Origin of the sequence: Methanoregula sp. (assembly GCF_049686655.1) — an archaeon.
Classification (GTDB): Archaea; Halobacteriota; Methanomicrobia; order Methanomicrobiales; family Methanospirillaceae; genus Methanoregula.
The window spans coordinates 97,584-124,201 of the sequence record NZ_JBAVIG010000045.1 but is presented as its reverse complement, the minus strand read 5'-3'; the positions used below and the strand labels follow the sequence as shown (position 1 = coordinate 124,201).

The 26,618-nt window shown below is 57.0% G+C and carries 27 protein-coding genes and 2 tRNA genes; 8 read left to right on the top strand and 21 right to left on the bottom strand.

The window, feature by feature from the left end; all coding sequences use genetic code 11:
* Window positions 1-627 precede the first annotated feature (627 nt).
* The gene (locus WBL42_RS05555; RefSeq protein WP_424720273.1) at window positions 628-897 is read right to left on the bottom strand and encodes a hypothetical protein; all 270 of its coding nucleotides are present in this window, start codon (window positions 895-897) and stop codon (window positions 628-630) included.
* Between the two features lie 534 nt (window positions 898-1,431).
* On the opposite strand from WBL42_RS05555, the gene WBL42_RS05550 reads away from it, so the two are divergent.
* From WBL42_RS05550 to WBL42_RS05540, 3 genes are all read left to right on the top strand, one after another.
* Window positions 1,432-2,187 (top strand): hypothetical protein, encoded by a 756-nt coding sequence (locus WBL42_RS05550; RefSeq protein ID WP_424720272.1) that lies wholly within the window; start codon window positions 1,432-1,434, stop codon window positions 2,185-2,187.
* Window positions 2,188-2,837: 650 nt separating this feature from the next.
* Window positions 2,838-3,788 (top strand): DUF5667 domain-containing protein, encoded by a 951-nt coding sequence (locus WBL42_RS05545; RefSeq protein WP_424720271.1) that lies wholly within the window; start codon window positions 2,838-2,840, stop codon window positions 3,786-3,788.
* A gap of 90 nt (window positions 3,789-3,878) precedes the next feature.
* The gene (locus WBL42_RS05540; RefSeq protein WP_424720270.1) at window positions 3,879-4,847 is read left to right on the top strand and encodes a DUF7345 domain-containing protein; all 969 of its coding nucleotides are present in this window, start codon (window positions 3,879-3,881) and stop codon (window positions 4,845-4,847) included.
* 35 nt (window positions 4,848-4,882) lie between these two features.
* On the opposite strand, the gene WBL42_RS05535 is transcribed toward WBL42_RS05540, so the two are convergent.
* The 6 genes from WBL42_RS05535 to WBL42_RS05510 form a co-directional block, all read right to left on the bottom strand.
* Window positions 4,883-5,545, bottom strand: coding sequence for a VTT domain-containing protein (locus WBL42_RS05535; protein ID WP_424720269.1), 663 nt, complete (start codon window positions 5,543-5,545; stop codon window positions 4,883-4,885).
* Window positions 5,546-5,603: 58 nt separating this feature from the next.
* Window positions 5,604-6,164, bottom strand: coding sequence for a flavin reductase family protein (locus WBL42_RS05530; protein WP_424720268.1), 561 nt, complete (start codon window positions 6,162-6,164; stop codon window positions 5,604-5,606).
* 202 nt (window positions 6,165-6,366) lie between these two features.
* Entirely contained in the window at window positions 6,367-7,071 is a 705-nt protein-coding gene (locus WBL42_RS05525; protein WP_424720267.1) for a hypothetical protein, read from the bottom strand.
* Between the two features lie 321 nt (window positions 7,072-7,392).
* A complete protein-coding gene (locus tag WBL42_RS05520; RefSeq protein ID WP_424720266.1) occupies window positions 7,393-8,604 on the bottom strand; it encodes an MFS transporter in 1,212 nt (403 codons plus the stop codon).
* Window positions 8,605-8,784: 180 nt separating this feature from the next.
* A complete protein-coding gene (locus WBL42_RS05515) occupies window positions 8,785-9,354 on the bottom strand; it encodes a methyltransferase family protein (RefSeq protein WP_424720265.1) in 570 nt (189 codons plus the stop codon).
* A gap of 160 nt (window positions 9,355-9,514) precedes the next feature.
* The gene (locus WBL42_RS05510; protein WP_424720264.1) at window positions 9,515-9,712 is read right to left on the bottom strand and encodes a hypothetical protein; all 198 of its coding nucleotides are present in this window, start codon (window positions 9,710-9,712) and stop codon (window positions 9,515-9,517) included.
* Window positions 9,713-9,994: 282 nt separating this feature from the next.
* On the opposite strand from WBL42_RS05510, the gene WBL42_RS05505 reads away from it, so the two are divergent.
* Together WBL42_RS05505 and WBL42_RS05500 are read left to right on the top strand one after the other, a co-directional pair.
* Window positions 9,995-10,624, top strand: coding sequence for a 2'-5' RNA ligase family protein (locus WBL42_RS05505; RefSeq protein ID WP_424720263.1), 630 nt, complete (start codon window positions 9,995-9,997; stop codon window positions 10,622-10,624).
* Window positions 10,625-10,626: 2 nt separating this feature from the next.
* Window positions 10,627-10,755, top strand: coding sequence for a hypothetical protein (locus WBL42_RS05500; protein WP_424720262.1), 129 nt, complete (start codon window positions 10,627-10,629; stop codon window positions 10,753-10,755).
* A gap of 480 nt (window positions 10,756-11,235) precedes the next feature.
* Here WBL42_RS05500 and WBL42_RS05495 read toward each other — a convergent pair whose 3' ends face one another.
* The 4 genes from WBL42_RS05495 to WBL42_RS05480 all read right to left on the bottom strand — a co-directional run bounded on the left by WBL42_RS05495 (window position 11,236) and on the right by WBL42_RS05480 (window position 15,074).
* Window positions 11,236-11,610, bottom strand: coding sequence for a hypothetical protein (locus tag WBL42_RS05495; protein ID WP_424720261.1), 375 nt, complete (start codon window positions 11,608-11,610; stop codon window positions 11,236-11,238).
* Between the two features lie 733 nt (window positions 11,611-12,343).
* Entirely contained in the window at window positions 12,344-13,396 is a 1,053-nt protein-coding gene (locus WBL42_RS05490; protein ID WP_424720260.1) for a radical SAM/SPASM domain-containing protein, read from the bottom strand.
* Window positions 13,397-13,439: 43 nt separating this feature from the next.
* Window positions 13,440-13,688, bottom strand: coding sequence for a hypothetical protein (locus tag WBL42_RS05485; protein WP_424720259.1), 249 nt, complete (start codon window positions 13,686-13,688; stop codon window positions 13,440-13,442).
* Window positions 13,689-13,889: 201 nt separating this feature from the next.
* Window positions 13,890-15,074, bottom strand: a complete 1,185-nt coding sequence (locus tag WBL42_RS05480) for a bifunctional 5,6,7,8-tetrahydromethanopterin hydro-lyase/3-hexulose-6-phosphate synthase (RefSeq protein WP_424720258.1) — start codon at window positions 15,072-15,074, stop codon at window positions 13,890-13,892.
* Window positions 15,075-15,521: 447 nt separating this feature from the next.
* Between WBL42_RS05480 and WBL42_RS05475 the strand changes: the two genes are divergently transcribed.
* A complete protein-coding gene (locus tag WBL42_RS05475) occupies window positions 15,522-15,854 on the top strand; it encodes a carboxymuconolactone decarboxylase family protein (RefSeq protein WP_424720257.1) in 333 nt (110 codons plus the stop codon).
* A gap of 3 nt (window positions 15,855-15,857) precedes the next feature.
* On the opposite strand, the gene WBL42_RS05470 is transcribed toward WBL42_RS05475, so the two are convergent.
* The 3 genes from WBL42_RS05470 to WBL42_RS05460 all read right to left on the bottom strand — a co-directional run bounded on the left by WBL42_RS05470 (window position 15,858) and on the right by WBL42_RS05460 (window position 17,611).
* Window positions 15,858-16,292 carry a carboxymuconolactone decarboxylase family protein gene (locus WBL42_RS05470; protein WP_424720256.1) on the bottom strand — a complete coding sequence of 145 codons (435 nt, stop codon included), beginning with the start codon at window positions 16,290-16,292 and terminating at the stop codon, window positions 15,858-15,860.
* A 41-nt stretch (window positions 16,293-16,333) separates the two neighbouring features.
* Window positions 16,334-17,125 (bottom strand): PhzF family phenazine biosynthesis protein, encoded by a 792-nt coding sequence (locus tag WBL42_RS05465; RefSeq protein ID WP_424720255.1) that lies wholly within the window; start codon window positions 17,123-17,125, stop codon window positions 16,334-16,336.
* A gap of 316 nt (window positions 17,126-17,441) precedes the next feature.
* A tRNA-Trp gene (locus tag WBL42_RS05460) sits at window positions 17,442-17,611 on the bottom strand.
* Between the two features lie 156 nt (window positions 17,612-17,767).
* Between WBL42_RS05460 and WBL42_RS05455 the strand changes: the two genes are divergently transcribed.
* The gene (locus WBL42_RS05455; protein ID WP_424720254.1) at window positions 17,768-19,468 is read left to right on the top strand and encodes an AMP-binding protein; all 1,701 of its coding nucleotides are present in this window, start codon (window positions 17,768-17,770) and stop codon (window positions 19,466-19,468) included.
* Window positions 19,469-19,561: 93 nt separating this feature from the next.
* On the opposite strand, the gene WBL42_RS05450 is transcribed toward WBL42_RS05455, so the two are convergent.
* From WBL42_RS05450 to WBL42_RS05420, 7 genes are all read right to left on the bottom strand, one after another.
* The gene (locus tag WBL42_RS05450) at window positions 19,562-20,263 is read right to left on the bottom strand and encodes a DUF1003 domain-containing protein (RefSeq protein ID WP_424720253.1); all 702 of its coding nucleotides are present in this window, start codon (window positions 20,261-20,263) and stop codon (window positions 19,562-19,564) included.
* A 252-nt stretch (window positions 20,264-20,515) separates the two neighbouring features.
* Window positions 20,516-21,277, bottom strand: coding sequence for an ABC transporter permease (locus WBL42_RS05445; protein ID WP_424720252.1), 762 nt, complete (start codon window positions 21,275-21,277; stop codon window positions 20,516-20,518).
* Window positions 21,270-22,226 carry an ATP-binding cassette domain-containing protein gene (locus WBL42_RS05440; RefSeq protein WP_424720251.1) on the bottom strand — a complete coding sequence of 319 codons (957 nt, stop codon included), beginning with the start codon at window positions 22,224-22,226 and terminating at the stop codon, window positions 21,270-21,272. Before WBL42_RS05440 ends, WBL42_RS05445 begins: the two co-directional genes overlap by 8 nt.
* 122 nt (window positions 22,227-22,348) lie before the next feature.
* Window positions 22,349-22,555: a hypothetical protein gene (locus tag WBL42_RS05435; protein ID WP_424720250.1), complete on the bottom strand. Its 207-nt coding sequence runs from the start codon at window positions 22,553-22,555 to the stop codon at window positions 22,349-22,351.
* 101 nt (window positions 22,556-22,656) lie between these two features.
* Window positions 22,657-23,997 carry an ATP-binding protein gene (locus WBL42_RS05430; protein WP_424720249.1) on the bottom strand — a complete coding sequence of 447 codons (1,341 nt, stop codon included), beginning with the start codon at window positions 23,995-23,997 and terminating at the stop codon, window positions 22,657-22,659.
* A 251-nt stretch (window positions 23,998-24,248) separates the two neighbouring features.
* On the bottom strand, window positions 24,249-25,574 hold the full coding sequence (locus WBL42_RS05425; protein ID WP_424720248.1) for an amidohydrolase: 1,326 nt from the start codon (window positions 25,572-25,574) through the stop codon (window positions 24,249-24,251).
* A 13-nt stretch (window positions 25,575-25,587) separates the two neighbouring features.
* The gene (locus WBL42_RS05420; protein WP_424720247.1) at window positions 25,588-26,262 is read right to left on the bottom strand and encodes an MTAP family purine nucleoside phosphorylase; all 675 of its coding nucleotides are present in this window, start codon (window positions 26,260-26,262) and stop codon (window positions 25,588-25,590) included.
* 271 nt (window positions 26,263-26,533) lie between these two features.
* Here WBL42_RS05420 and WBL42_RS05415 point away from each other — a divergent pair.
* A tRNA-Ala gene (locus WBL42_RS05415) sits at window positions 26,534-26,605 on the top strand.
* Window positions 26,606-26,618: the final 13 nt, after the last annotated feature.

The window sequence follows — 26,618 nt, the reverse complement described above, 5'->3', positions numbered from 1 at the left end:
AAAAATTCCCGCCACACGAATCCTGTCTACTGATCTTTCCCTTAAAATGTGTAATGCGCCTTTGCAGTTGCCCATTATATTTCAAAAAGAATAGTATATATGCTCTTTGATTTGATTTCGGGTGTATTTTGTCAATCGGTAGCAGAAAATAACATTATATCCTCTTAATTTTTAGGAATGGAGATTTCCTGAAAAAGGATAATTTATATATGATTATATGTTTTTGTTGACAGGGTCAATTTTTTTGAATAATGAGAATGGCCGTCCATGATCTGGTGGTTTATCTGCATCATCGTTGCCGTTTTTTGACCCCCGGCCGTGAAAAGTCCGTGACGGATTGTTCCGGTACCAGCTAAAACATGCGTGAATGCCTGGTATTATCCACAACTGATGCCAGCGGAATCACTGCATACAGTTCAGTCCTATCAGGATCAAAAAAAGTTATAGCCATAGACGGACCCGGCTGCTGATCGCAGGGATTTCCCTCTCCTGCATTCACATTGGCGGGATATCCGTAGCTTTGGGATCAGGTACTATCCTGAAGCGGGTGCCCGCACCAGGCCGGTCCTCACAGCCCGTAACAGTATGCAGCACAATAGATGCACACCCGGGCAGACCCGGTACCAGTCACCACCTGTACCTACGCCGCTTCTTCTCTTTCTCTTCGAACGGTACGATGAAGTAGCTGTGGATAGTGCGGTCATCGTCCAGCTCGATCTCAAGGTAGAGTTCCATGATAACGTGCTCAAATGCCACTGCGATCTGGTCGGCCCCGAGCTCGACAAAACCCAGCGCGTGCAGATCCTTCTCCAGTTTTTTCACCGGTGCTCTCCGGTGGCTGGTGACAAGCCGCTCGACCAGGCGTTTCATCCGTAACTGCCATCCCTTGTTTACCATTGCAGATTTCTCCCCTGCCAGCCTGTAAATGTCTGCATGCAAGGGAATTATGCAGGTGCCTGCTATTGAACGTATCCGAATCGTATTTCCATCGCCGCCGGGACCATTCTCCCACGGGGGGGCGGTTGCAGGCGAACCAAAATGCAGGTAAATCCATTACCGCAAGCTCACACTCCACCAGTATATCACCGGTGTTCATCATACAAACCTCACACATTCCCCCGGTGAGCCCGTATTCGTCAATTGCGACAGATGGGAGATGCGGGGGATGCCTGAAAGTCTCCCACGTTTACTCCCCGCTCCTGCGCGCCCGGGCAATCCGGAACCTGTCCGCAGCGCATTTCCTCCGCGAAATGCCGGAAATTTTCCCCACATGAAATCGCTCCGATTTAACAACTGAACCATCTGGAACGATTTCACGCTCTATGATCACCGCATGGACAACCGGAATTTCCCGGAACGGTAACGACCCTTAAGGCATCGGAAAGGGAACCTTCAGCCAACGGTATATACCGGCTTATGGAGGAAAAAATCATGAACACCAGATTCAGCCTGCTCCTGGGACTGGTAGCGCTTGGACTACTCTGCGCTATTGGAACCGCTGCAGCAGATGATGCACAGGTTACGGTCACACCAACAGATACCATCGCTCCTGTGGATACTATTACTACTATGGATACCCCTGCCCCCACAGACACCATCGCTCCCGCGGGCACCGTTGCCCCCGCGCCCTCCCCGGGTTTTGACCCGCTGGGCTCGCTCGCCGGTATCCTCGGCCTCCGGCATGACATCCAGGCCGACCGGGCGGATAACGCCAACCTCACCGGCGGGATCCAGGACAACCGGCAGGACATCCACCAGAACTGGTGGGACAACTTCAATATCTTCGGGAACATCCTCGGCAACCGGGAGCAGGTCCGGAGCGACCAGTCGCTCAATCTCGCGAACCGGACTGCGGACAACGGTCTCCGGCAGGACATCCACACCGACCGCGCAGACCTGCGCCAGAACCCCGGAAATGCGAGCGTTTACCGGGCGGATATCAACGCGAGCAGGGGCGACATCCAGGACAACCGGGAGGACCTCGCCCTCAACCACCAGGATATCCATGACGAAAGGAATGCATCCCAGCAGGACTGGGCGGATATCCGCGACAACCGGCAGGACGACTACCAGCTCCGGCAGGAGAACAATGCTTCCTGGCAGGACGTCCACCAGAACAACGTGGATATCCGAAACGACCGCCAGCAGATCCGGAACGACCGCGGGGCACAGGGCTCCGCTTCGTAATCTTTTTTTGAAATTTTCTGGATCCTCCGGGATCCCTGTAGTATTGCAACCACACATTCCGTTTCGCAACATGTGGCACAAGATGTGGCACAAGAAACGAAGCTATCCTGATACAGGCGCTGATGGATTATTGACCGCTGTAATTGAGATGTGGAAACCCGCCCCGCGGAGCACGACTCTGCCGGCCCACATTTTTCGAACACAAATACCGGAAGTTTACCTACAAGGGGTCGTCCCGGTACCGGACATGCTGCGGAGTAACCGTCAAAGATCAGAAGGCGCCGCAGATGCTAAAGATGATTTGCTCAGGTTCACATCATAATCATCACAAACAATCACCTGGGAGAACCGTTGGTGAGCTAAAGCGGAGGGCAGTCCACCGTGCCGGACGGTCTCCCGCGTTTACTCCCCCCTCCTGCGCGCCCGGGCAATCCGGAACCCGTCCCCAGTGCATTATGGCCGGAAAAACACCGGGACTTTTCCCGCAGGAAAATACTCCGATTTTCTGAACTGAACCATCCGGAACGGTTTCATGCTCCATTACAACTGCACGGACGATCGGAGTTTCCCGGAACCGTAACGACCCTTATGCCATCGGAAAGGGAATATTGGAGTGAACGAAATAAACCGGCATATGGAGGACAAAAATAATGAACACCAGGTTTGGCTTGCTGCTGGGACTGGCAGCCCTTGGGCTGCTCTGCGCTATCGGGACCGCGACCGCAGACGATAATACCACCGGCACGCAGGGGATGCAGCTCGTGGACGATATACAGGCATACAACGGATCTATCGGGGCTGACAGTTCCCTCTACGGGCTCAAGATCGCGTTTGAAAACCTCGACGATTCCTTCACCTTCAACCAGAGTGAACGGCTGGTAAAAGAGGCCGGCCATGCAGACCTCCGCCTTGCCGAACTGAAAGGCGCACTGGCGGCCAACAGGACCGATGCCGCGGACAGGGCACTGGATCAGTACTGGCAGAACCTGAACCAGACCGAAGGTACACTCGAACGGTTCAACGAGACCCGGCCCATGCCCGCGTTCGGCGGGACCGGATCCACGCCGGCGCCCGCTGACCCTGGCCTCGTACACGTGCAGGACATGCTCATCGGGCACCAGGTTGTCCTGGAGAATCTTCTCTCATCGCACTATGGCAACCCGGGCCTGGAACGGGCATATGACAACAGCCGGGAACTGGAGATGAAGTTTGAGCAGAAGACCCAGACACAGGTCGAGCGTGTGCAGGGTGCAGACAACCGGATATGGTTACGGGCAATACCCCTGAGTCCTGGCACACAGGAACCGGTGCAGAAAGAAAGGGTACCGGGATATGGGGAAGTCTGGCCCGGCCCCCTCGTGAACAGAACCGTTACGGATACAGGGAATCCCGGCCGGGAAATGACCGGGCAGATCCCCGGCGGGACGAACCAGTCCTGGCAGGACCAGCACCGGACAGCCATCCATGTAATTCCCGGCATTGGACAGTCCTCCACGGACCGCCAGGACTCCAGGAACGAAACCACCAGCGGTGGCAGCGGGACCGATAACACCGGCACCAACCGGAATGACTACCGGTATATCAGGGTCTACAACAGGTAATTCCGGGATCCGGGTATGCAACCGGTTATAACATGACCGGTTACATATTTTTTATACGGAATGCGATAATGATCAACCACAAGGTGCTCAATGGATAAGCTGACCTGGTACCGGGTTCTGGCCATCGCAGTCCTTCTGCTGATCTGCACTATACAATGTGTATGGGCCGCACCCACCCCGACGGATTTTACAACCACCTATACAATCACCCTCAGGGAAGACGGATCGGCGCTCTGGACGGTGGAGTACCGGACACCGCTCGTCACCGATGAAGACGTGGCTGATTTTCAAAACTACTCCAGCGACATGAACGCCGTCTACCTCCCCCAGCTGGAGGACCTGATGCAGCGTTCCGCTGCACAGGCATCCGCCGGTACGTTCCGGCAGATGGAAGTGGACAATTTTTCCGGTACGGCGGTCGTCCAGACATCCCCGACCGGAAAGTTCGGGGTTGTCACCTACTCGTTTTCCTGGACGGACTTTGCCGTATCTGACGGGGGCCTTTCCGCCGGCGATGCATTTGCCGGTGGGATGTACCTGGCAAAGGACACCACCCTCATCGTCAGGTACCCCCCGGGTTATACGGTAGCTGATGCAGAGCCGGCTCCCGACCAGCAGTCGGGTGATGATCTCACCTGGTATGGCCTGCGTTCCTTCGATGACGGGGAACCACGGATCGTACTGGAAAGACCGGCATTTCCGGTCCTGCCGGTCGTCCTCGGGGTCATCGCCATCATCATCGCTGCAGCCGTCTTCATGGCATACCGGAAGAGAAAACAGCATCCCGGGCCGGCGGATCTACCTGCGGATATTCCTGAAGATCCGGACGACCAGGTACCCCGGTTATCCGAAGCTGATCTGCTGTCACTCGAAGAGCGAATCGTCCAGCTGTTAAGGTCAAACGGAGGGGAACAGTTCCAGTCAGAGATCGTCAAAGTCCTGGGCATGCCGAAATCCACGGTGAGTTCCACACTCAACGATCTCCACCAGCGGGGGATGATCCAGAAAATAAGAAAGGGACGGGAAAACCTCATCCGTCTCATCGATGAGAGCGGGTAATCCACACAACTGCCTCATCATCCGTGCTTTGTCCCTCACGGGTTTTCAGCCTGACAGCCTTTTTTGCACCCGGGCCAGAAGCTCTTCACAAGGACTGCAGCGCAGGCTATCATCGAGATACCGATGATGGCGTAGACAATAAGAGTGAAGTGCTCCCTGACCAGCGGGAGATTGCCGAACAGGAAACCCACGGACAGGAAGAGGGTGACCCACATCACGCCGCCGAGGATGTTGTAAGCGAGGAACCGCAGGTAGGGCATCTCCCCGACGCCGGCAAGGAACGGGGCAAAAGTCCGGATAAATGGGATGAACCGGGAGATCACGATGGTGAAACTCCCGTACTTCGTGAAGTACCTGTGGGTTTCGTCGAGGTGTTCCTTCCGGACAGGAGAGAGCCGCCAATCGAGTACCCGCATCTCGAAGCTATGCCCTATCCAGTAGTTCACCGAATCGCCAAGTACGGCCGCAAGTATCAGGATCCCGAGCAGGACCCGGATGTCCAGGTAGCCCGCGCCGGCAAGGGTGCCGGCAACAAACAGGAGTGAGTCGCCCGGGAGGTACGGGGTGACGACAAGCCCCGTCTCGCAGAAGAGGATGAGGAAGAGGATCACGTAGGTCCAGCTCCCGTACTGATTGAGGATCTGGGGGAGGTACTTGTCGAAATTCAGGACAATGTCCAGAACGAGGGGGAGAACCATTGAAGTATATTGGGCGGGGCAGGTTAAAAAAGATCGATTGATCCGGGAAAATCCCGTCTCATTTCTTTGTATATTTCTTTCCTGCCGAGAATGCCTTTTCGACCGGTTTCCCGATATCGAAGTACGTGGCCTGGGAGTATACGATCGGGTGGATCTTCGCGACATCCGGTTTCCCGTCCGTCAGGCAGGCTTTGTCAGCATGGATCTCTACAACTTCGCCTACGTACAGCACGTGGCTCCCGCAGTCGACTTCACTGAAGAGTTTACATTCGATGTTGACCGGACATTCCTTCGCCAGGGGAACGGTCTTCAGCTTGCCGTAGAATGACGTGAAGACCTTCGACTTGTCTTCCTGTGAACCGGAGACAAGCCCGCAATGGTCGGTCTCGACCACGTGTTGCGCGGAGGGTATGTTCAGGCTGAAACTCTTGTTCTCTTCAATTCCCTTCGCGGTATACCGGGCCTTGTTGAGCGCAACGCAGACCATCGGCGGCGCCATGCAGGCAACGGTTGCCCAGGCAGCGGTCATATAGTTTGCTTTTCCCTTCACGTTTGCACCCACAAGTACGGTGGGCATAACACTCATGTACGGCATCGGGCCGAGCGTGATCTTGTCCATGGTATTTCTCCGGGAGGATGGTAGTACGGGAGGAGTTTTAAGGATATCTGTGCCGGAGGCCAGCGAGTTCCGGGGGCCTGGGGATCAGTCAGGTTTCTTCCTGATCTCACGTATGTCTGAAGCATCTCGTCGGATAATGAGTTCTGAAAAACTATCGCGGACAAGTGGTTTTCAAAAGGTCCGGAAAAGGTCCGGAAAAAGATTACGAAGCGGAGCCCTGTGCCCCGCGGTCGTTTCGGATCTGCTGGCGGTCGTTTCGGATATCCACGTTGTTCTGGTGTACGTCCTGCCAGGAAGCATTGTCCTCCTGCCGGAGCTGGTGATCATCCTGCCGGTTGTCGCGGATATCCGCCCAGTCCTGCTGTGACGCGTTCCGCTCGTCGCGAATATCTTGGTGGTTCGCGGCGATGTCCTGCCGGTTGTCCTGTATGCCGCCCCTGCTCGCGTTGATGTCTGCTTTGTAGGCACTTGCATTACCGGGGTCCTGGTGTATGTCCACGCGGTCGGTGTGAATGTCCTGACGGAGCCCGTTGTCTAAAGACCGGTTGTCGAGGTTAAGCGCCTGGTCGCTCCTGACCTGTCCACGGTTGCCAAGGATGGTCCCGAAGATGTTGAAACTGTCCCACCAGTTCTGGTGGATGTCCTGCCGGTTGTCCTGGATGCCCCCGGTCAGGTTTGCATTATCCGCCCTGTCGGTCTGGATGTCATGCCGGAGGCCGAGGATCCCGGCGAGCGAGCCCAGCGGGTCGAAACCCGGGGAGGGCGCGGGGGCAACGGTGCCCGCGGGAGCGATGGTGTCTGTCGGCGTTACCGTGATCTGCGAGTCGTCTGCTGCGGCGATCGCCGGGATCGCAAGCGCCAGCATGATGAGGAGGCAGAGGGGGATCATCAGATTTCTTAGGTTCATTGTGTGTCAGTCCTGCACTGCATGGTTTGTCCGGGACCTGGTTTACCGGTCCCTTTTGTGCATACCAGCATGGGGAGGAGATGCTCATATATTGCCAGAATGGCCGGGCTCCACGGTTTAACCGGGTCCGGGTATGCGTTGAACCGGTGGGTTAGCTGTGGCGGAGGTGACCCCGTGAGGAGATCGCTCTTGTTTCATCAGTATGTCACGAGTATTCAGCCAGGCCTGGTATACCCGCAAAACATCCGGCAGGTTCTTCGTTTGCGCATATATCATAATCCGGAACCCTGCCCGGTCAGGTACCGGCAGGGACCCGTCTTCTCATCCTGACCCCATGACCGCCCCGGGGCCGTGCGGATTCCGGGTTGTCCAGATGAGGAGGAGCGTTCCCGCAGCGGCAATGACGGCAGCGACAATGAACCCGGCGCTGTACCCGATGAAGGTCCAGATGAACCCGATCATCACGCTCGATACGAGATCGCCGACCCCGTTTACGGTGGCAAGCGCCCCAAAGCCAAGCGCCCGGGCTTCCACGTCCACCATCTCGCCGGCAAGGGCACTTTCCAGCGTGTCCTCGGCCGCTATGAAGATGCCGCACAGGGCAAAGAGGATACCGTAGGCGACCACGTTCACCGGGGCGATGACAAAGCCGATGAAGCTTGCGACCGCTAGTGCATACCCGAAGACAAGCACCGGCCTCCGTCCGATACGATCGCCGAGCAGCCCGAGGGGATACGATGCCCCGGCATAGGCGATATTCCGGATGACGTAGAGGCCAGCACCCGTCGCAGTCGCCGCGGTAAACCCGAGCGAGGGAGTGAGACTGACGATGGCAAATGCAATGAGCAGGGTCTGCGAGAAGTCAGCGATCCCAAAGACCAGCACCGCGGAGAGGAATGACCTGAACTGCGATGGGAGCCCTTTCAGGGAGGCAACGATGGGGCGGGGACGGGGGTGCGGGGATGCGTCACGCTCGCTGAGGAAGAGCCAGAGTGCGGCGAATGCAAGGAACCCGGGAATGACAGCCAGCCAGAGGATCTCCCGGATACCCATCGAAGAGACGAGGATGAGGGCCACGACCGGCCCGGCGATTGCCCCGAGCGTGTCACCGGTACGGTGGAACCCGAAAGCTTTGCCGAGATCCTTCTTCTCCACCGATTTCGAGAGGATCGCATCCCGCGACGGGCTCCGGATTCCCTTGCCGATCCACCCGACCAGCCTCCCTGCAAGGACCAGGTACCACGAGCCGGCAACAGCGATGATCGCGGGGAAGACTGCGGTCGCGACCGAGCCTCCAAGCGCAAAGTCCCGGCGCCTGCCCAGCTTATCGGCAAAATATCCCGAGAAGAGCTTGACAAAACTGGATGCACCATCGCTCAGGCCCTCGATGATGCCGAGGGCAAATACCGGTGCCCCGAGGAGGATCAGGAACGAGGGGAGGAGGACGGTTACCGATTCGTACCCGAGATCGCCAAAAAAACTCGCGATCCCGGCGCCGACGACAGTACGGTTCAGCCATGCGGGGAGCATCATACCCGTATATCTGGCAGGTACCTGATAAATGCCGGGGGTTTTACCTGAGCCGGGCCCGTGTGCTCCAGTGCAGGCTGAACCCGGGCTGCCCGGTTTTTTACCGGTTGGTCTGGCACGAACGGGGTTGTACCCCCAACCCTTCCACGGGATCCCGGGCTCTTTTGGGTTGGGAGATCCCGGTCAGATCATGAACGGGATTAGTGCCCTGACCTCGCGTTTGTATTGGGCGTACTCTTCTCCGAACTCTTCTTCCAGAAAGCGCTCTTCCATCCGGATTTTCAGGGTAAAGACGAGCAGGATAATTCCCGTGAGACAGATCACCCAGAGCAGCCCGGTGGCGATGGCAGTTCCGGCGATACCGGTAAGCAGGCCGGTGTAGATCGGGTGACGCACGATGCGGTACGGCCCGGTGCGGATGATCCGGTGGTCCATCCTGATGGCAGGGAGCCCGCTCCAGAATTTCCCCAGGTGCACCCGGGCCCAGACTGCGAATCCCAGCCCGGTACATGTGATGAGCAGGCCGGTGATAACAACGGGCAGACTGTCAGGAAGGATGCGTACCACGAGAAGCCAGGGCGCGAACAAGTCCGCAAAGAGTACGAAGATCACCCACGGCACCCCAGTGAACGTCAGTACCGAGAGACGGGACGAGGTCCGTTTGAAGGGAGAACGGTCCCGCCACGCCGACACGAGCCAGTATGCAATGAAAACTCCCCAGACTATGAATAACAGTATTTCGACAATTTGCATTGTGTTCCTTCCCTTCGGTCGCTGATTTTATCCGTATCGCCAAAAAAAAGGCAGACGCGGTAATGATCCCCTGCCCCGGTTTCCCGGCGGGTCCGGATATCTCAGGAGGATTTTTTGTTTGAAGCTGATGAATCTATGCCGGCAGGCGGGAGCCGGACCGTTATTGTCGGGATGACCGGCTCCTGATGATTGCATAGACGATTACGGCAATAAGGGAGATCACAAAAATATATTCGTCATACAGGAACTGGTTGCGATGCAACACCATCAGTGCAATATTGATCAGGCTGATACCTGCTACTCCCGTCCAGAAACCAATAGTCAGTAAATTCCAATCGCAGTCTTTGTTAATGTTCATAATCAATATACGGGAAATTTTTGTTAAGGTTTTCTCCAGCTACCGGATTCTCATGGGAATTTTTAAGTGGCCGTTTGCAAAAAAAATGCCGGGCATGGAAAATTTTTCCGGAAGTCTGCTGTGGGACTTACGCGCAAAAAACGATTCGAAGCCTGAAATATCTTCTCAAATTATTTCGTGCCGGAGATGCAAACAGAATGTATTACTGTTAATCCGGAAGATTTCCTGAACTATTTACTCCGAGGTTGCCGGCATGGCAGTTATACTCCGGTGTGAGGAAGCATGACCCGCTACCTGATAGATATCCGGCTGATGGGTTCCGTGAAGCACCAGATCCGTACGTTGAGCGATCAGTTACAGGGAAAATTCAATCTTGGGGAGAAACTGGTTGTCCCGCATATCACCCTTGCCGGGCCTTTCCCGACCGACAATGAAGAAAAACTTGTGGAAGATTTCACAAGAGTATGTACGGACCAGAAGGTGACGCCAAAATATGAGCTGGGAGGGTACGGATTTTTTGACGACACGCGGGTTGTTTTTGTTACTATTACTCCTGATGAGAACCTGAAACAGTTCCGGTATCAGCTCTCCCGGGCAATCTCCCCGTACTGCACATTACGGGACTATGACCTGGACTCCGCCGAAGAATTCAGGTTCCACGCTACCCTCGCCATGAAACTTGACTGGCTCACCTTCCAGAGAATAAAATGGTATTTCCGGGGACAGGAAAATGTCATCTACCGGCACCACCCGATCCGGGCAACATTGCTCCGCAACTCAAAAATTCTCTGCGAATATGATTTCATCCAGGAGAGGATGCTGAGCCGGGCACAGGCACTGAGTAAGGCGACACGGATGCGTGACTTTGATATTCTCAGGTCGTGGGATGACGGGAGCTGGGAACAGGGGTAACGATGGAGACGAACATACAGTCGGTATCGACCGGGCTCCTGGCAAGCATGAACATTATCACGAACCGGTTTACCGGCCCGGGACGGATTGCGATCCAGTCGATGTATTTGCATTTCCCTGACGGGGTTTAGGGGGAGGTGCCGGGGAGATGGTATTTCAGCATACGGCCTGGTATTCCCGCTGGAAAGGGCCGGCAAAAACCATACCCCCCAACCCGGATATCCTCCGGAACCGGACCGGGAACACCAGAATGGGCAATTCCCAGTATATCCAGGGAAAAACCGGTTTTTTTAATTCCCGACGGGAACCCCTTTATTTTTCGCCGATATCGGCCTTCCGGCAGCCTCTCCATGACCGGGCAGCCTGTGGATCATCCATTTTTTTGCGTATTTTCAACGCCCGCTAAAGTGCACGGTTTTTTCTGCGTTAAAACAGGTATTTTCAGGAAATGCCGGTTTTGAAAAGGATTTTTGCCGGGCGTTGGCACCATTTCCACTGCCGAATTTTTTTTGGATTCCGGCCGTAAAATTCTCCGTCGAAGAAGGGATCATGAGGACTTACAGTCCAGGACCCACGGATTAAGGAGGTGAACCCCGCCACAGTATGGCACTTCACCGGGCATACGGGTTCGTGTAATCGTCCGGTCCCCACCACCCGATCTCGCCGACCGAGAGCTCATGGATGAGGAGCCGGCGCCAGGCCCGCTCGTGCTGGGTGCGGAGCCAGATCTCGCGGGGGATCCAGTCCGGGAACGGAAGCCCCCGGACCTCGCGGAGATCGTCCGGTATGAGATTTTCATAGATTGTATCCGGGTTGATCCGGTACCGGGTCAGCCTGACTTTTATAATCCGGAGGGACCCGGGCTTGAAGATGATAAGGTCGTACTCAAGGTCCGGGTTCGTATTCTCCTGCCACCAGTAGCCCATCCGCTCTGCGAATTTTTTTGCTTCTTCGATTGCGGCGACCGGTTTTTTTCCGCGGGTCATTATTATATTTCTGGAATTTGGGGGTTATGGGGATTGTGGTCGGGAGGATCGAAAAAATCCGGAATCCCAGGAGTGGGGGGTTGCACATTCACTCGCCCGACACCTTCCGGGATGCAACCTCCCGGGAGTGGTTTTTCGACATGGCCTCAACAAAAGCCATTTTCGCCTCCGATTCCCTCCTTCGGGGACCCGGACAGCGGTGTTTCGGCAAAAAACAGCGGAGTAGTTTTCGGATCCGTCCGTTTCAGCCTCATATTGACCTGAAGATGCCTTTCCCATTGGCTAAAATCACGGGTGGTAGCGCTATTCCAGCGGGCGATCGGCAGGTAAAACGTGCTGAAGATAGGGTGTGGGGGAGGCGAAAAAGGGCGCGGCGATCCGGGAATTAAGCCGGGATCTACCCAATGGATATTTTTGAGAGCCCGCCTCGGGAAAGCGAGACCTTACGCGCAAAACGCCTCGTCGGGTTTTGCGCTACGCATGAGAATGTCGGGGTGCCGGATGGATAGTAAAGGGGACTGATAGGAAGGAGGCTGGCCAAATATTCTCCTGAATGTCTGGGAGCTCAGGAAAAAATTCTGCTGAGGGGTGAGGGGGCTTAGCACATTATTTACCTGAGAGGTCGTGTGGTTACGAAAGGTTTCGCCGGGGGACCGGGCGGGGGATATCGCGGTGAAACAACACAAGGAAAACTTCCGCCAAAGTGCCGGTCCGGCCGTGTGAAACCGGGATCTTAATACCTGCCGACTTCCAGCATGCCGGTCTCTTCCAGGTGGAACAGCCGGCCATACGCCACTTTCCGCCGGAACTCCGTATCCTGTTCCAGGGTATGCAGCCATTCCCGGACCGCGGGATCCGAGAGCATGGCATGGCAGGTCTGGCAGATGTCACCGGATACGAACGCGGTGGGCAGGTGATCGCCCACGCCGGCCTCACGCAGCCAGGAAAGGACCCGGGCCGGCCCCCAGAGCCTGAGCGCGTGCAGGATGGGATTCGTTTCCGCTGCGTCGAATATCTCCGCTACCGGATGCTCCTTCAGGCTCCCCAGGTACAGCGGCTGGTGTTCGTGCAGATCGATCAGCGGGCCGATACAGCCGTAGACCCGGCCATCGGGGAAGATACAGGGCGAACTCGATGCCTGGCAGACTTCCGGGCACGGCTCGCTGCACAGGCTGTAGTTCATGTCGCCCCTCATCTCGGCGGCCCGCCCGACCGGGAAGATGATCCCCGTGCGGATCTGTTCCGGGTCCTCGACGAGCTCCATGATTTCCTGGTACACACGCTGGTAGTCAGGATCCTCCTTGTTGTCGGTGACGAGGGAGACGTAAAAGGGAATGCCGCATTCCCGGGCCGCCCGGATCGCATTTTTCACGCGATCGAACGGGATGAATTTCTGGTGGTACAGGTCGGTGCTGATCGAGATGAAGCAGATCCCGGGCAGGCTTTGCAGGAGTCGTTTTGCCTTCCCCTGGCTGGTAGCCCAGAACCCGTTCGTTACCACCGAGATCAACAGCTTGTTCTCGGCGGCGATCTTCATCACGGCCCGGAGCAGTTTCAGGTTCGAGAAAGGTTCGCCGCCCGTGAGGGACAGGACATAGATGTAGCCGTCCCGGTACGCAGCGATCTGTTCGATCCAGTCGCGGGCATCCTCGAGGCTCACTTCTTCGTGCCGGTCCGGCCCGGCATGGATGATGCAGTGGGCGCAGGACGCCTGGCAGTGATAGGTCAGCAGGAGTCCTACGTTCCGCATGAACGGCGGATCTTTAACGCTCTGCCCGGGATCCATCGGGAAAAATGATCGGGTGTTCTCCATTCTGCCGGGCTTTTAGTTACTGCTGCATGATGACGAGTTCGCCACCGGCCCTGCCCAGGGCTTCGAGCTGCGTCGCCATAGTCTTTCGCTCGTCGATGTTGCTGCTGCGCAGGGCGGCGATCAGCATGGCCCGGTCGAACATGATGTAGCCCCGGGTCCCGGGATTTACCGGAAGGAACCGGATGTCGGTCTTGAATGATCTCAGCAGGTCAGCGGGTATGGCAAGCTCTTTTGGAGCCCGCGTTACAGTCTTTTTCGTTGGCATCGTTCATCTCCAAAATGAGAGTTACGGAAAGTAACCCTAAATGTACAATAATAATTTTACCTGTATAAATAATATCTGATGCCGGTTTCACGCATACCGGCAGGATGCCGTGACGTACCAGGATACGTGAAACAGGAGCGGGACACTCCCGAAGACCTGAAAGGATATTCGAATCGGTTAAAAAAGATATAAGATGTGGTATTAAAAGTCAGTCATGACCCTGAACTGGTCGATCTCTTCCCGGTTGAGCTGGTCGAGGAACTCGTCCGCTGCATGCCCGATGTCCTTCGATGCGGTGATCGCACGGCCGACTACGAGGATATCGGCGCCTGCCTTCAGGGCGTCCTTCACTACGTCAACACGGATGCCGCCGGCGGTGGCAACGAGCAGCTTCTGGGGGGCAGCTGCCTTCTTGATTGCCGGGATGTCTCCCCAGGCATGGGCGCTCTCTTCTACATCGATCGCACGGTGGAGTTCTACGATGTCGGGCTTGACCTTGAGGCTGGCGATCAATTTCGCGGGGCTCTGCACGTTCAGCATGTCCACGATGGAGTAGATACCCACCTTGCGGGCTTCCGAGATTGCCTTCTCGATGGTCGAGGTCGGGGCAAGGCCGGAGACGACGACCGCATCGGCAGTTGCATCGGCTGCCATGCGGGCCTCGAGGTTGCCGGTGTCGAGGATCTTCATGTCCGCGATGATGAACGCGTTCGGGCGCAGCTTGCGGATTTCGCCGATGACGGACAGACCGAACTTCTTGATCAGCGGGGTGCCTGCCTCGATGATCACGTGGTCGTTGTCAGGCACGCAGTTTAAGACCTGGGCGACCTTGTTCATGTCCACGAGGTCCATGGCGACCTGGAGGTAGGGCGCGTCCCAGAGGCGCTGCACCTTGAAGCCCATGATGCCGTGGGCCGCACGGTCTTTCTCATATATGAGCGTCTTCGTGTCCGGGAACTTTTCGAGCGCACGGTGGAGGGCAAGCTTTGTCGCGCCGTAGTTGTACCGGTAGATCCGGTTGTAGTCCTTTGCATCCGGGTGGACGAATGCGGACACGAGGATCACGCATGACTCGACATCGATCCCGGCAAACGCGTTCTCTTCCAGGCAGTCTGCAACGGCCTTTGCAACCGCGGCCTGCACGGGGCCGAACATCTCGTTGACCTGGGACATATCCTTCAGGGTCACCTTCGGGATAACGACCGTCACCGGCTTTGTCAGCAGGTTCGGGCGTACCACGGCAAGGAGGGGGGTATGTCCCTGCGACAGCTGCGAAACGGCATTTGCAAACGCTGCACCGACGGGACCTTCCTTATCTCCCATCAGCAGGTCGATATGCGCCAGTTCCGCGCCATCGCCAATAAGTGCTTCTCCGACTAAATACATGGAACTCTCCGTATTGTGATATTATGTGCCCGCATTGTATGATAAAGTTATCAAGTGCCGGCCGGGGCGGGCGGATATATCAAAAATGACCCGGAACCGGTGCGGTGCAACTCCCGGCCTCTTGAATTTTTTGTGGGTCTCATTTTTTTGTGATTCTCATCGTTTGCGATCCACAGTCAGTTCTTACGGACTCCCCTGCAACAAAGGGGTGCCTGCCTGTGGCGGCACCCCGACATGTGGGGGTTGGGGAGTCGGACTCGTTCCGGATTATCGGGTAACTGAATATCATTGGCGGGGGGACAGGCAGCTGCCAGCCTACCGGACGGATGTAATGCACCTCGTTGAAAATCTGACCGGAGTTTTATTATTTTATTACCAGGTTTCCCAGAAGCAAATTTTTAAAATGCGGGGAATCATCCACTAACTACAGGAGTTGCGAAAAACACCATGGAAAAGAACCCCTTCGAACTGTTCCAGCAGGAGTGCCCTGAGCTTGCCGCACGGTTCAACAGCCTGGTCGAAGTGCAGAAGTCCCTGGCCGGCCTCGATCCCAAGACAAAGCAGCTGATCAATATCGCAATACAAACTGCAACCCGGAACCCTCGCGGGGTCAGGTTGCATGCAATCATGGCCCATACGCTCGGTGCCACGCGGGATGAGATCATCGGCGCGGTTGTGATGAACCTGCACATCACGGGGCTCGTCACCGTACTCGAAAGCCTCCCGGCCGCCCTTGAGGGGCTCGAAGAGGCAAAACACACACAAAAGAACAGGGACTAAACATCAGGACTGCCCCTTCCGGTCCCGCTCGGCAAAGACCTCTTTTGCCGCAGCCATGCCGTTGAGTGCTGCCGGGAACCCGGCATAAACGGCCATCATGATGATAATCTCCACTACTTCCCTGCGGGTGACCCCGACGTTGAGGGCCCCGTGGATATGCACCTTCAGCTGGGGAGCGGCATTCCCAAGCGCCGTCAGCGCTGAGACCACCGCAATCTCGCGAGACCGCAGGTCGAGACCGGGCCTGCTGTAGATGTCGCCGAACGGGAACTCAATCGTGTACTGCCCGAGGTCCGGGGCGATATCCTTTAAGCTCTCGATCACCTTTTCTCCGGCTTCGCCGTCAACTTCCTTTAGTTTCTCCCAGCCCCGTTTGTAGCGTTCGCTCGTCATGGTTCTCCAGACCTGTGGTACGCTCCGGGAGATGAAAAACTTCACGAAACGAGGGATGCACCAGCGTTTGCACCTGCGGGTGCCCCTCATACCAGCAGACTGCCGGAGAATATGTGGATGGCATGACCCCCGAGGAGGACCCGGTCGCCAAGCAGGGTGACCCGCACGGTCCCGCCCCGCGCCGAGCACTGGAACCCGTACAGCTCGATCTTCCTGAGTTTCTCTCCCCAGTACGGCCCGAGGCAGCAGTGGGCCGAGCCGGTGACCGGGTCTTCCGGTACGCCAACGGCAGGCGCGAAGAACCGGGATACGAAATCGAAATGCGGGAGATCGGAGGCCGCGGTGACAATGATCCCCCTCGCCGGGATCGCGGCAAGTGCAGCCATATCAGGTTCCAAGGTACAGACGTCTGCAGCTGTCGGGAGTTCGGCAAGAAGATCGAACCGGTTCCGGCCCGTAAAGAGCGGGGTGACACCCAGCGCCCGGTCAAGCCCGGGGACTGATGCTGTGGACGTGACCGGCTCTGCAGGGAAATTCAGGGTAATCAAGTCCCCGTCCTTATTGGCAGTCAGCGTCCCCGATTTCGTCTCGAACGCGATCGCAGATCCCGGTTTCGCGTGGCCGGCGATCCACAGGACGAAAGCAGCGGCAAGCGTTGCATGGCCGCAGAGGTCCACCTCGCTTTCCGGCGTAAACCAGCGCAGGTTCCATCCGTCCTTACCGGGATGCAGGAACGCTGTCTCGGAGTGCTTCATCTCGGCGGCCACCTGCTGCATCCATGCAGGCTCGGCCGGCCCGTCCGTGATGCAGACTGCGGCAACGTTCCCGCGGAACGGGGCACCGGTAAAGGCATCAACCAGGTGCATCTCATGACTCATGAAAGGAAGATTGCCGGCAGGAAGCATAAAAGATCGGGCGGGAGCAGTCGTCAGGAACAATTCAGTACGGTAATATGATCGTCTCCCTTGCGCCAACCCTGCCCCCCTGGGGGCGGGGGGGGCTTACGATGCCCCGGTATTACCTGTTCAGAAAATTTTTCACTGGTGCGTACGGGTAATACGGCACCATTGCAACCAGGGGATGCCCATGCGGCGGGGGCAAAGCCCAAAAGAGCGTCAGAACAGACATTTTCTCTAAAATTTCCCGGCGCAAAAACCTGCACGGTCTAAGCGGAAAAGTTATTGGGAGAAAACGTGGGGTTGGTGAGATTTGAACTCACGATCGACGGGTCTCTCCGACATGCATCAGTGCTCCAACGGGTCATCATCCAATTTAGTCAGTAGACCCATTGTTCATCATCTGCGAGCACAAAGAACGCAAAGACCGCTGGAGCCCGTCGCCATACCGGGCTAGGCCACAACCCCGTGCTGCCAACCGGGACGATCTCCCGGGCTGACTTTAGTAAAATCGCAGTGCGTAAACTTAAGAGTTTTGTCCGGTTATCCTGTATAGGGAACAGGTGCACCACTCCGGGTGCAAATCATCATGAATATAATATTTCCTGACACATTGGTTGTGTAATGGTTGAGGGCAGCTACACGTGCGGGACATCAGCAGTACCCCTGCTGGGAATGACTATCAGCGAGATGGTCGACAGTATCGCGACAAAATACCCGGACACCGAGGCCATCGTGTCCGTGCACCAGGATATCCGGTGGACGTACCGGGAATTCGCCGGGAAGGTGAACCTGGTAGCCCGCGCCCTGATGGGCCTTGGCGTAGAGAAGGGCGACCGGGTCGGCATCTGGGCCATGAACCATGCCGAATGGGTGGTCGTCCAGTTCGCGACCTCAAAGATCGGCGCAATCATGGTGAACATCAACCCGGCGTACCGCACGTACGAGCTCGAGTACGTACTCAAGCAGGCCGAGATCTCGACCCTGATCGTGCAGGGCCGGTTCAAGACTTCGGACTACGTTGGGATGTTCTACGAGGCCTGCCCCGAGGCCTACGAGGCCAAGCCCGGCAGGATATCGTGCGAGAAGTTCCCGTTCCTCAAGAATGCAGTCTTCCTTGGGGACATCCCGTACAACGGCATGTACACGTGGGGGGAGTTCCTGGAAAAGGCAGACGATATCACGATGGACGAAGTCATCGAGCGGGGCGAAGGGCTCTCGTTCGACGACCCGATCAATATACAGTACACGAGCGGCACTACGGGGTTCCCCAAGGGGGTTGTCCTGACCCACCACAGCGTCCTCAACAACGGCTACATCATTGGCGAGGGCATGGGATTTACGGAGAAGGACCGGCTCTGCATTCCCGTCCCGTTCTACCACTGCTTCGGCATGGTCCTCAGTAACCTTGCCTGCGTCACCCACGGTTCGACCATGGTGCTGCCAGCCCCGACCTTCGATGCCGGGGAAGTACTGAAAACTGTCGAAAAAGAGCGCTGCACGGCACTCCACGGCGTCCCGACCATGTTCATTGCCGAGCTCACGCACCCGGACTTCGCGAAGTACGACCTGCGGACCCTCCGCACGGGGATCATGGCCGGTTCCCCCTGCCCAATCGAGGTCATGAAGGAAGTCAATACCCGGATGCACATGAGCGAGATCGTGATCGTCTACGGCCAGACCGAGACGAGCCCCGGCGTCACGATGACGACAACCAGAGACCCGCTCGAGCGCCGGGTCACCACGGTCGGCCGGGCCTTCCCGCACACCGAGCTCAAGCTTGTCGATTCCAAGACCGGCAAAATCGTCCCGTTTGGCGAGATCGGCGAGATCTGCGCCCGCGGCTACTGCGTCATGAAATGCTATTACAACAATCCCTCGGCCACCCATGCCACCCTCGACAAGGACCGCTGGAACCACACGGGGGACCTCGGCACCATGGACGAGGAGGGCTACTTCAAGATCGTAGGCCGGCTCAAGGACATGGTGATCCGTGGCGGGGAGAACATCTACCCACGCGAGATCGAGGAGTTCCTCCACCACCATGAGAAGATCTCGGATGTCTATGTTGTCGGGGTTCCGGATGTGAAGTACGGCGAGGAACTCTGCGCATGGGTGAAGATGAAGCCCGGCCAGACTATGACCGAGCAGGACACAAAAGACTTCTGCAAAGGGAAGATCGCCCACTTCAAGATCCCGCGGTATGTCATGTTCGTGAACGACTTCCCGATCAACATCTCCGGCAAGATCATGAAGTTCAAGATGCGGGAAGAGTCGATAAAAGTGCTCGGGCTCCAGGAAGCCGATAAGATCCAGACCGCGTAACCTTTTTTAAACCTCCTCTGCCAGAAAATGACGCCGTTGGAGCGCACCGGCTGCCGCGGCCTGCTGCCCCCATGAGAAGTGAGGGGAGCCTGCCTACGGTATTTTACGAGCGAGCTCTTCCATCAGTTCAAGCTGTATATTCTGGATTTCCAGGAGTTTCTGTCCCTGGTTTGTCATGAGATGATCAATTTTGCTGTGGAGCCGGTGAATTTCGCGGTCCGTATGGATGCTCACCTGGTAATCGCGGTCTGCATGGAGCCGGTCTCTCATCTCCTGCCGGTTCTGGCTCATGATGATCACGGGGGCCTGGACTGCGGCAAGTATTGAAAGGGCAAGATTGAGCAGGATATACGGATACGGATCGAACGGCCTTGACAACAGGATGAAAGTATTCAGCGCGACCCACAGGATAATTATACCGGCAAACACCCCGAGGAATGTCCAGCTGCCGGCAAAACCGGCTATGGCGTCCGCAAGATGTTCGCCAAAGTTCAGTTCATTCTCGTATTCGATATTGTCATTTCTGGGGAGATGGTCTTCCACGTTCATGCTGTCGCTGACGGTTCCTTCGAGCGAGGCACACTCATCTCTCTCCTTCTCCTCTTCATCCCGGAAATACCGTATCCTGAACCGGTTGAGATCCTCCGGGCAGATGTACCCTTCGGGTGACCACGCCGGATACTCCTTTGTAATGAGATCAACGATCGGCGCATGAACCAATTCAGCCTGTACGAGCCCGGTTTTTCTCTGGTGTTTCCCGCAGATCTGGCAGGGGTATGTTTCCTGATCAGCCATTCCTGTTTCCTCTTCCGGTTCTATGATCTACGATCGCTATATAGGATATCGGAACAGGAGGGAACGGAGACCGGAGTTGTATATCGATACGGACGTACCTCCTGTCGTTCGTCACGTCCGGCAATGGTTATCTTACCGGGTTATCGGGCGATACAAAAACAACGGGACGATACCAGGCCAGAAAAAGAGGAATTGCCGGGTTGTTTTCCCGGAGATTACACCGAGGCATACGGATCGAACCCTGTTCATCTCTCATTCATTGAATTTCCTGTAGAGCAGGTTTGCCGCGAACTGGAAGACCAGGATGAAGATGAGGAGCATCGCGATATCGACAAGCGGGCTGAAGCTGGTCGTGCCTGCATAAGCGGCCTGGATCAGGTCGTTGCCGTATGTAAGGGGGGAGAGATAGGTGATGAACCTGCCGACGGCGGGGATCTGGTTGAGCGGGATGAACACCCCGGAGACAAAGATCAGGGGCAGGCGCACGAGGTTCAGCATCGACATGATGTCCCCCGGGCTCTCGGTCGGGTACGCGGCAAAGAGGGTCCCCATTGTCGCAAAGCAAAACGAAGTGAGGATGAGACCGAGCACAAGAGGTGCAATGTGAAGGATCGGCGTCCCGAACAGGACTATACCGGCGATCAGCGGGACAAACGCAATGCCAAGACTGTAGAGGAACCCGCTCATGCTCTCGCCAAAGACCACGGCATGCAGCGAGATCGGGGCCGAGATGAGCCGGTCAAAGGTCTTCATCCTGCGTTCGATTGGTATGGAGACGGGTTCGATCGACGAGGCGGAGAAGAGGATCGTAATGGCGATGAGCCCGGGGATCATCACTGACGGCGCTTCCGGCCGTCCCACCGCGAACGCCAGGAACATGAAAAGCGGGAAGAGTGCCCCCGAGACAATGATGTTGGGCTTGAGGTAATAGATGAGGATGTCCTTTTTTGCGATCGCCCACGCGGCGCTCAGTTCCACCGGGATCTGTCGAAGAGTTTCGGCAAGGTCAGTCAACGGTCTTCACCCCTTTGGTCCGTATGTCAAGACCGGTGAGCCGGATGAACACGTCCTCGAGGCTCGGGCCGAGCGTGGTGATACTGATCACCCGTGCCCTGCGGGCAGCAGCAAATGCCATGACCCCGTCGATCACCGTGGGGGGGTCCTCGGTGATCAGCCGGAACTTGTCGCCCTGCTTGATCACCTCGCTTACGGTGGGGATCTGTTCCAGCTCCTCCACCAGCACCGGCTGCGGGGCATCGAATGCCACTTCCACCGACTGGACGCTCTGGATCGTCTTTTTCAGCCGCTCGGGGGAATCGATCGCGGCGATCCTGCCACGGTTAATGATGGCGACCCGGTCGCAGGCAAGGTTCGCTTCCTCAATATTGTGGGTGGTGAGGAAGACGGTCACGCCGTTATCATTGAGGTCCCGGATCACGTCCCGTATGATCAGGTTGCTCTGCACATCAAGCCCTGAGGTCGGTTCATCGAGAAAGAGGAGACGTGGGTTGTTGATGAGGCCCATAGCAAGGGTGAGCCTGCGTTTCATCCCCTTCGAGAACCCTTTCGTATGGTCGTCCCGCCTTTCTGAAAGGCCGAACAGCTCGAGAAGTTCCGTGCCCCGCTTCTCGCGCTCCGCTTTGCCGACATGGTAGAGTTCCGCTGTGAACATCAGGTTCTGCCAGGCAGTCAGGTCTGTATAAATATTGGAGGTCTCGTGCACGATCCCTATCTGCTTCCGTGCCGCGATCGTCTCCCGCACGATGTCCTTCCCGAAGATCCGGGCAGTCCCTTCCGTGGGTGTGGTGATCCCGGTCAGGATCCGGATTGTGGTCGTCTTTCCTGCCCCGTTCGGGCCGAGGAACCCGAAGGTCTCCCCTTCGGATACGGTAAAATCCACATGTGAGAGGGCCTGGAGATGGCCAAACTGTTTCGAGAGGGAGAGGGCTTCAATGGCAAACATACGGTTCCATCCATACTGCTTTTGGAGATGTGGCGATGTGCACAAGGAGTATCCCGCAGGGCTCAGGAGACCCCGTCAGGCACATCCGTGCGATTCCGATATCTCATCCCGGGGGAGTACGATCAGAATACGCCGAACCACGCTACGTAGGAGATCGCTACCATCACGACGACCAGGACGATGAGGATCTTGTACCCGCATTTCTCGCAGATCCCGAAACGGGAGGGGTGCTGTTCGTGCGAATAAGAAGAGGTACAGACCCTGCAGGTTTTCGATCCTTCCGGGTGTTCATGGAGTTCGTGGTGTTCGGTTACCTCGTTGTCGGACATGGTATTCAAATCTCATCGGCTGCGAGGAAAAACATATCGGAACATGACGTGCTGCCGGGTCAGATTCAGCACCAGGCGACTGAGCTGCCGGGAGGTGCCGGCTATACCCGGGGCAGGATGAACCGGATCGCCGCACCCAGGGTGGGATCGCCCGGGACACGGTCTTCTGCCCGTATACTGCCGCCATACCGCTCGATCAGGGTCCGGCAGATGAACAGTCCCAGCCCCCGGCCGCTTACCGTAGTATCTCCCCTCTGGAACCGTTCGAATATAAGGGGCTTGAGCGGGTCGGGAATGCCATGCCCATAATCCTCAATCGAGACCACCACGTCCCTGTCCCGCGTGGTAACCCTGATGGAAATACGCGGATCCGGACCCCCGTACTTGATGCCGTTCCCGATAAGGTTGGAAAAGACGGAGGAGAGCATATCATCTGCTATAACAACAGCATCCCCGCCATCGTATTCGATCCGGGCATCAGGGTATCCTGAAACTTCCTTCCGGATGATATCGGCGAGGTGGAACCGCGTTTGTTTCACCGGGGATTCCCGCATTTTCCGAAGCGTCGAGACATTGCGGATGATCTCATCGCTTTTTTCGAGGCTATGGATCAGGTTACGGGAGATTTTTTCTGTCTCTTCACCAGGTCTTTCCCGGAGAAGCCGGCCGTAATTAAGGCTGGCGGTATTGATGTTGTTGATATCGTGCGTGAGGATATCCAGGTAGAGGTTCGCATCGTCATTATGCTCTTGGAGCTGGTGCTCCATCTGCCGCCGTTCTGTGATATCGATGAACGTCAGGACTGCAAGATCTGCTGCAATTTTCCGTGCGGCAACCACCGCAACCCATTCCGAACCGTTACTCAGCCGCATTATGATCTCCACAGCCGGGGTGCTGCAGTGCGAGTTCAGGTGGGCAATAAGCTGTATCAGTGGTGCCGGGTCCGCGATAAACTTCTCCAGTTCACGGCCTTCAGCCTCCCTGCCGGTGAGAGCCAAGGCAATGGCAAACCGCTGGTTCATCTCCACGATGCGGTGATCCGTGAGATTGATGAGCAGCACGCCGTTTTCCGTGTTGTCAAAGATCGCATGGTATTTCCGCTTCTCCCGGATCAGGTAGGCCGTCAGGTAGGAGACGATCAGGGCGATGGCAATGAGCAGCGCAGAACTGATGACAGCAGAAAACAAGCCATTGCCCGACGGATACCGGAACAGGATGACTGCTCCAAGGAAGAACATGGAGAGGAGGTAGACGAGCAGGACACCTTTGCGCCGGTAAAAATACGCAAAGAGGATCGCAGGAATGATGTAGAGGGAACCCAGTGTATCCGGCCGGGCGCCAGCCCTCAGGGAGACGACGGTCACACCCAACAGCAGGACGGTAAAAAGGATCAGTACTGCCTTCCAGTAACTCTCGCGGATGCCAAATGGTACTTCCGGCACGGAAATACCATTCCTGTAGTGTTCCCGCATCGGCAGATCAGGGTAAGAACCGGTCTCCTTCAAAACGCTCTATGAGTTTATGCTGGCAATGAGATGAAAAATGTTGTGTGAACCGGGAAAACGGGTGTTATGCCGTCCTGATGGACCGGGGATGCCGGTACACCCGGCAGCCGCGATATCTGAACGGACGACGATGCAGGCAATGGCACCTGCCCGGAATACGGGGATGGACGCAGGCGATCCGGTCCCGGTTATGCCGTTTGTGCCCGTTTCACCAGATCGCTGGCTGCCGCTGCCGCGCCGGCCAGCACGGCATCTTCCCCCGGGATCTCGCGGTTGAGCATCAGCACGCGCCCGTTGCAGATAGTGGTCTCGACAGCACCGCCGCTGCAGGAGTAGATGAGGTTCGAAGTGATATTGTGCAGCGGTGTATTGCAGGCCGTGCGGGTTGCAACGAGCACGAGATCGGCCGGAGCTCCCACGGCGAGCGTGCCGGTCGGGAGTCCCAGTGCCTTTGCACCGCTGGACGTAGCCATGCGGAATGCTTCGGGAGCCGGGAGCTGGACGGGATTGTTCCAGAAGAACTTCTGGAGGAGGGCAGCAGTCCTGGCCTCTTCGAACATGTCGAGGTTGTTGTTCGAGGCACAGCCGTCCGTGCCGAGGGAGATGTTTGCCCCTGCCGCGGAGAGCCAGTGGTACGGCATCGCCCGATTGGTGGCAAGCTTCATGTTGCTCGCCGGGTTGTGGGAGGCTGTGGTACCCCGCTCTGCGAGGAGCCTGCACTCCGCCTCGTCGAGCCAGCAGTTGTGGGCTGCGACTGTGCGGGGCGTGAGGATGCCGCAGGCATCGAGGTGGGCGGCCGGGCGTTTCCCATGCCGGGCAATGCAGTCGGTCACTTCCTTCTCGGTCTCGGAAAGGTGGATGTGGATACCGATCTTCTGCTCCCGGGCAAACTCTGCACACCACTTCAGTCCTTCAGGAGAGACTGTATAGATCGCATGGGGACCGACAGCACTGGTGATCCGGGGGTTGCCAAGCGAGCGGACATGGGCCGTGAGTTTCTCGGTGGCCCGGCACTCGTTCTCGCGCTTCCCGGAATCGTTGAGGTCGATGAACCCGTACGAGAGCACGGCCCGGATACCCGCCTCGTCCACGGCACGGGCAGCCTCGTCCATGAAGAAGTACATATCGTTGAATGCCGTGGTGCCGGTCCGGATCATCTCGAGGCAGGCCAGGCGTGTCCCCCAGTACACGTCGCTCGCGGTCAGGTGGGCCTCGAGCGGCCAGATCTTCTGCGAGAGCCAGTCCTGCAGGGCCATGTCATCGGCATAGCCCCGCAGCAGCGACATCGCCGCGTGGGTGTGGGTGTTCACGAGCCCGGGAAGGGCGATCGCGCCGTCCCCGTCGATGATGAAATCCGCCTCGCCCGGGTGGTTCTTCCTCTCGTCCTGGCCGATCCCCCGTAAGACCCCTTTCTCATCTACGAAGATATCCACGCTCCGGCCGTCCGCAACAACGTTCGTGATCAACAGGGAATGGTGCTTCTCAAAAATTTCCTGCATTTCATGTTCTGCCATGATCTCCCTCGTTTCATCCCATATTGGTAATAATAGTATTCACGATCTCTTCCGTGCGGTGCCGGTGCTCCCGCGATACGTTGACGATGTGCTCGTAGGTCAACACTTCGTCCCCGAGCCCGTTTGCATAGTTCTCGATGGTGCAGAGCGCGGCAAACTGAAGCCCGAGTTCGCAGGCAAGGGTCGCTTCCGAGGCAACAGTCATACCCACCACGTCCGCAATCCATGCGAGCGACTTCACTTCCGCAATGGTCTCGATCCGCGGGCCCCGGGTCTGGACATACACCCCGCCGAACCGGGCTGAAGGTACCAGCTGTGCGAGTTTTTTTGCAAGCTCCTCGGAGAGTTCCGGCCGGACATGCTCGATCGCGTGGTCGTGGATGGAGGGGATGTCCGACAGGCTGATGTAATCGGTGGGAATAAGGAGGGTGCCCGGTGCGATCTTCGGCTTGAGCGAGCCGGATGATCCGAATGCCACGATATCCGTCACACCGGCAATCGCCATCGCCGCAAGGTTCGCCCGGTAGTTGATCCGGTGCGGGGGGAGGAAGTTCTGGTGCCGCATCAGCATGACCAGGCTCTTCCCGCAGAGCAGCTCTGCGCTGCCAAACGGGGTGGCGACCCGGCGTTTTTCCAGTGCCGGCAGGGTGGAGAAAAGGAGGCTCGTACCGCCGATGATCCCAAGCATCACGACCACCCGGTACGAGTAGAAGTGATCGTTCCGGATCCGGGTTCAGGGGGTATCATGATATCGTCCAATAGTATCGCTTCGCTTGAGAATGGTTGGCGGGAGAACACTAATAATTAGCGCAATCCGTGCAACAGCGATCATGCTGAAATGACCGGGGCCGGCGAACGAAACACCGCGAAGCGGTGCACGTGTGTCAAAGGCCAGGACCCTGTTTTGGAGGAAAAGACGAACAATTCTTTTAACCTATGGCATCCTACTAGATAGGAGCGGGCCGGTAGATCAGTGGTAGATCGCTTCCTTGGCATGGAAGAGGCCGCGGGTTCAATTCCCGCCCGGTCCATCCCGTTTTCCTG